Raw genomic sequence first — 4,631 nt, forward strand, 5'->3', positions numbered from 1 at the left:
CGTCTAAAAATATAGAAATGGTCGGCATGGGGCATCGGCACGACCTTAAATGTACGTCGAGAGATGGTCAGACTACTTCGGTAGCACAACTCAATGAAGCGTAAAGAATCCCCACGCCTTCAGGCTGGGGAGTATGTCAAAAACGGGAGGGGAAAGGACGTATCTGTACGATCGCTCGCGTTCGGTGGTATAAACGGGGGGAGTTTTGAGGAGTGGGAGGAACCAGAAAACCCCGTGTCGATTGGAGTTGTTTTAGCTGTTATTGTAGGCGTCGTCGTGGCTGTCGTGGCTCTCGGTGCGATCGCCTTGGAATGGAACTATCGCAGAAAACCGGGAAACCGCCTGGAGTTTCACCCCGGACGTTGGGAACTGGTCGAACGAGAACGCGATCGCTGCCGCGTTGTTGGCGAGGTGGAACTCTACAACAGTACGAACCGCCTCGAAATCATGGTTCCCGAAGTGAACGCGGACGCGACGCTACTCTCGAAAGGATCGCTCTCGGGAATTACCACCCATATCGACATTATCGCCGACCATCCCGACGCCCCAGCGCGAAAAGACGGATATTGGTTCGCCTACATCGTCAAAGCACGCGAATCGACTCGCTTCAAACTCGTTGTCGAACTGCGGGGAGAAGATTTGACGCAACTTCAAACCCTCTGGGTGAAAGTGCGCTATCTCACCTACGGTCCCGGCGGACGGATTCCGCGTACCGGTCACGTAGTCTTTCCCCTACAATATCCCGAACCGGACGCGGTGGCGAACTGGCAAGTGAAGGAAAACGCGGAAGTTTTACCGATTAAAACCCATTTACTCACGCACCTCGACGATCCGGTGGAGGTGGTGCGGCGGTACGTTCTTCCCCACGCCAACCCCGAAACCGACATTGTGACGATCGGCGAAACTCCCTTAGCGATTATCCAGGGTCGTTGGCGCGATCCGGCGTCGGTCAAACCCGGTTGGGTGGCGCGGCGTCTGTGCTATTTCTTCCTTCCCACCTCCAGCTTGGCGACGGCTTGCGGGTTGCAAGCGTTGGTGGATTTAGTGGGGCCTTGGCGCGTTCTGTTGGCGTTTATCGGCGGTTCGATCGCGAAAGTTCTCGGGAAACCGGGGATGTTCTACCAGTTAGCGGGGGAACAGGCGCGGTTGATCGACGACGTAACGGGAACGCTACCGCCATACGATCGCTTTATCGTTTTAGGTCCGCACGATCCCAAAGCAGTGGTCGATCGCATTCGTCGAGAGACGGGGTTGTCGGCGGCGATCGTCGATGTGAACGATTTGAAAGCCGTTAAAATATTAGCAGCGACCGACCGTCTACCTAAACCGTTTCTCGAAGCGGCGTTGCGGACGAACCCAGCGGGGAACGCCGACGAACAGACGCCACTGGTTTTGATCCGGCCGAGACAACCGTAGTTCAAACCCGGACTTCGAGATCGATCGCACCTTTGTCGTTACGCTCCCAATCCCATGAACGCCTCCGCCGCTCCTCCGACTGCTTCGATCGAGATCCGTCCAATTCAGTTTCGCGATCTCGAGGAAATCGAAACCCTCTTGCAATCTAATGTGTTTACCGCCAAAAGTCCCAGCGACACGCTAGATTTGGCGGCGCACCTCGACAGCATCCGTCACAGTTACGGACTGCTGAAATTCCTCAGTTGGTTTCCCAATCCCTATCAGAACTTACTGAGAGCCTATGTCGCTCAGCGCGATCGCCAGATTTTGGGTGCGATGCAAGTCTCGCCACTCAACCGCGCCGCGAGTACCTGGCGAGTCGATCGCGCCATCGTCGATCCGGCGGCGGGAAGTCAAGATACGGGAACTGCACTGTTGCGCCACTGTCTGCAAACGATTTGGGAGGCGCGGACTTGGATCGTGGAAGTAGACGTCAACGATCGCGCGGTGATGGCGCTGTACCGTCACAATGGCTTTCAACCGCTGGCGCAGATGACCTATTGGACGTTAGAACCGGAGCAGTTGGAGGCGATCGGACAGCGAGAACCCGATTTACCGAACCTCACGCCAGTGAGCAACTCGGACGCACATCTGCTGTACCAACTCGATACGGTATCGATGCCGCCGTTAGTGCGTCAAGTGTTCGATCGCCACATTAGCGATTTCAAAACCAGTTTGTTCGGTTCGTTGATGTCGGCGGTCAAACAGTGGTTTGGAAAAACGGAAGTCGTAAGCGGTTATGTCTTCGAGCCGCAACGGAAAGCAGCGATCGGCTATTTTCAAATTCGGTTGAGCCATCACGGGAAGTCTCCTCACGAAGCGAAGTTGACGGTACATCCGGCGTATACCTGGTTGTACCCGGAACTATTGGCGCAGATGGCGCGGATCGTCGGACAGGTTCCCCCGCAGTCGTTGCGGTTGTCTTCGACGGACTACCAACCGGAACGGGAAGAGTATTTGACTTCTTGCGGCGCCGAACCGATCGCGCACACCTTGTTGATGTCTCGGTCGGTGTGGCATAAATTGCGGGAAACCAAACAGGTCAGTTTGGAAGGGTTGCAACTGTCGGACGTTTTAGGAGGATTGCAGCCGTCTCGGAAACCCGTTCCCGGTCGGATGATGTGGTTTCACGAGTGGTCTGACCGAATGCAGGACGATCGCCACTCGAACGATCGTAGCTCCGGAGATCGCGGGGGGAACGATTCGGAACCGTCGAGCGATCGCGATCGGGGTTAACGGCGTAATGAAGGGAGTAGCAGCGTTAGGTCTCGATCTCGGTCGCCGTCGTATCGGTGTGGCGGGGTGCGACGGCTTGGGGTTAACCGCGCGGGGTCTGACGACGATTTCCCGCAAGTCGTTCGATCGCGACATCGCCGAACTGCGTCGTTGGGTCGTCGAACGGGACGCGACGGTTTTGGTGGTGGGTTTACCGTACCAGATGGACGGTGAATTGGGTAAACAGGCGTATCGGGTGCAAAAGTTAGCCAAACGCATCGCTCAGGCGTTGCAACTTCCTATTGAGTTTGTAGACGAACGCCTCAGCTCTGTGGAGGCGGAGGAGTTGATGCGGGAGGCGGGACAGGAACCGTCGCGGGAGAAAGGGACGGTCGATCGCAAGGCGGCGGCGTTGATTTTACAGCGGTGGCTGGACGAACGACGCGGTTCTGGGTGAGGCGATGAAAGCGTTTCTGCCGATTCTCGCGATCGCTCTCGGCGCGATCGTCACGCCTGCGTCTCAATATTCTGAGGCCATTCGGGTTTTACTGATCGTGATGCTGTTGAATGCTTTTATTGGCATTGAATTTAAAAGCATTTACAAACAGATTCATATGCGATCGGGGTTGGTGGTTTTTGCCAACATCGGCTTGGGATTTATTTGGTATGTTTTAATCGCACCGTTCGACGAATCTCTCGCAGAAATTGTCTTTTTGACTGCGATTTCACCGACAGCGATCGCAGCACCTGCAATGGCGAGTTTTTGGGGTGGAAATGTAGAGTTCGTCACGGCGTCTGTTATTTTGACGAACGGTGCGATCGCCTTCAGTTTGCCGTTTTTGAGCCAGTTTTTATTTCAAATCGATTCAGAAATATCGACGCTCAATATTCTGCAATCGGTTGCCATTTTGATTTTAACGCCGCTCGGAATTTCGAGATTATTTAATAATAACAAATATCGAGAAAAATATCAAGAAATTCTACCTAAAGTTTCGTTAGCATCTTGGGCGATCGTATTATTTTTGGCGAGCGCGAAAGCCTCTCACTTTATCCGTTACGAAACGCAAGAAAGCTGGACTGTTTTAGTGGCGATCGCAGTCCTTTCCGCCCTCGTCTGTAGTTCGAGTTTTTACCTCGGACGATATCTCGGTGGAACGCAGCTCGATCGCGAATCGAGTCAATCCCTCGGTCACAAAAATACAATGTTTACCGTCTGGTTTGCCCTATCGTTTCTCAAACCGACGCTAGCGCTCGGACCGATGTTCTATATTATTTTTCAAAACCTTTACAACGCCTATCAAATTTCGCAGGTTCGTCACTTCACAGGATCTTCATCAAGCCAAGCCCCGTCGCGCTCGTCCCATAGGATAAAATAGACCTAAGAAACCGTCTACCGCAATCTCTACAGGGCATCTACGGCGTCAAACTGGCTGAGTGCCAGTCGAATCACACGATTTTCAGCGATCGCCTTTACGAGATCGATTGGCTCAAATCGGTCTGTTGCGTTTTGTCGCCAGAGCCAAACCGAAGTCGCCGGCGATCGTCAAACATTATCTCGTTCGCGAACGCGGGACGGAGTCCTGTCGTCTGGGTTTTCCGCAGTGATTACGCTTTCTCTGATTCATCCGACACAAGCCGCTCCCATCCAGCGCTGGACCTTTGAACGCGAAGCCGTCGTACGGGTCGGCCGTTCCAAGGACAACGACGTTGTCGTCCACGGTTCCCTAGTTTCTCGACACCACTTGGAACTGTGGAACCGTCAAACCCACTGGGAGATCGTCAACTTTGGGACGAACGGCACTTTTGTCAACGGCCAACCCGTGCGACAGATGCCCGTCTGCGACGGGATGACGATTCGTCTAGGGGCAACCGGCCCGAAACTCCAGCTTCAACTGAGTTCGGATTCCGCTTCACCGACCGTCCCACCGTCGAGATCGAACATTGCGCCATCTTAGGGAGAG

General features: G+C 54.1%; 6 protein-coding genes. All 6 read left to right on the plus strand.

From position 1 onward, the window contains the following. The first annotated feature begins 234 nt into the window (after nucleotides 1-234). Genes POG22_RS18135 through POG22_RS18160 form a run of 6 tightly spaced genes read left to right on the plus strand, consistent with a single transcriptional unit; the run spans nucleotide 235 to nucleotide 4,625 of the window. Complete coding sequence (locus tag POG22_RS18135; RefSeq protein ID WP_498906713.1) at nucleotides 235-1,416, plus strand: F420-0:Gamma-glutamyl ligase; 1,182 nt, start codon at nucleotides 235-237, stop codon at nucleotides 1,414-1,416. A gap of 54 nt (nucleotides 1,417-1,470) precedes the next feature. Beyond that, entirely contained in the window at nucleotides 1,471-2,691 is a 1,221-nt protein-coding gene (locus POG22_RS18140) for a GNAT family N-acetyltransferase (protein ID WP_017662017.1), read from the plus strand. Nucleotides 2,692-2,698: 7 nt separating this feature from the next. Continuing rightward, nucleotides 2,699-3,127, plus strand: a complete 429-nt coding sequence (gene ruvX / locus POG22_RS18145; RefSeq protein ID WP_498906714.1) for a RuvX/YqgF family protein — start codon at nucleotides 2,699-2,701, stop codon at nucleotides 3,125-3,127. A gap of 4 nt (nucleotides 3,128-3,131) precedes the next feature. Beyond that, on the plus strand, nucleotides 3,132-4,046 hold the full coding sequence (locus tag POG22_RS18150; protein ID WP_498906715.1) for a bile acid:sodium symporter family protein: 915 nt from the start codon (nucleotides 3,132-3,134) through the stop codon (nucleotides 4,044-4,046). A gap of 58 nt (nucleotides 4,047-4,104) precedes the next feature. Beyond that, nucleotides 4,105-4,275: a hypothetical protein gene (locus tag POG22_RS18155; protein ID WP_498906716.1), complete on the plus strand. Its 171-nt coding sequence runs from the start codon at nucleotides 4,105-4,107 to the stop codon at nucleotides 4,273-4,275. Continuing rightward, nucleotides 4,272-4,625, plus strand: a complete 354-nt coding sequence (locus POG22_RS18160; protein ID WP_498906717.1) for an FHA domain-containing protein — start codon at nucleotides 4,272-4,274, stop codon at nucleotides 4,623-4,625. The genes POG22_RS18155 and POG22_RS18160 overlap by 4 nt, the downstream gene beginning before the upstream one ends. Nucleotides 4,626-4,631: the final 6 nt, after the last annotated feature.

Source organism: Geitlerinema sp. CS-897, assembly GCF_028368005.1.
Lineage (GTDB): Bacteria > Cyanobacteriota > Cyanobacteriia > Cyanobacteriales > Geitlerinemataceae > Baaleninema > Baaleninema simplex.

Coding starts and splice junctions, on each gene's coding strand:
- POG22_RS18140 (WP_017662017.1), top strand. CDS start 1,471: ATGAACGCCTCCGCCGCTCCTCCGACTGCTTCGATCGAGATCCGTCCA.
- POG22_RS18150 (WP_498906715.1), top strand. CDS start 3,132: ATGAAAGCGTTTCTGCCGATTCTCGCGATCGCTCTCGGCGCGATCGTC.
- ruvX (WP_498906714.1), top strand. CDS start 2,699: ATGAAGGGAGTAGCAGCGTTAGGTCTCGATCTCGGTCGCCGTCGTATC.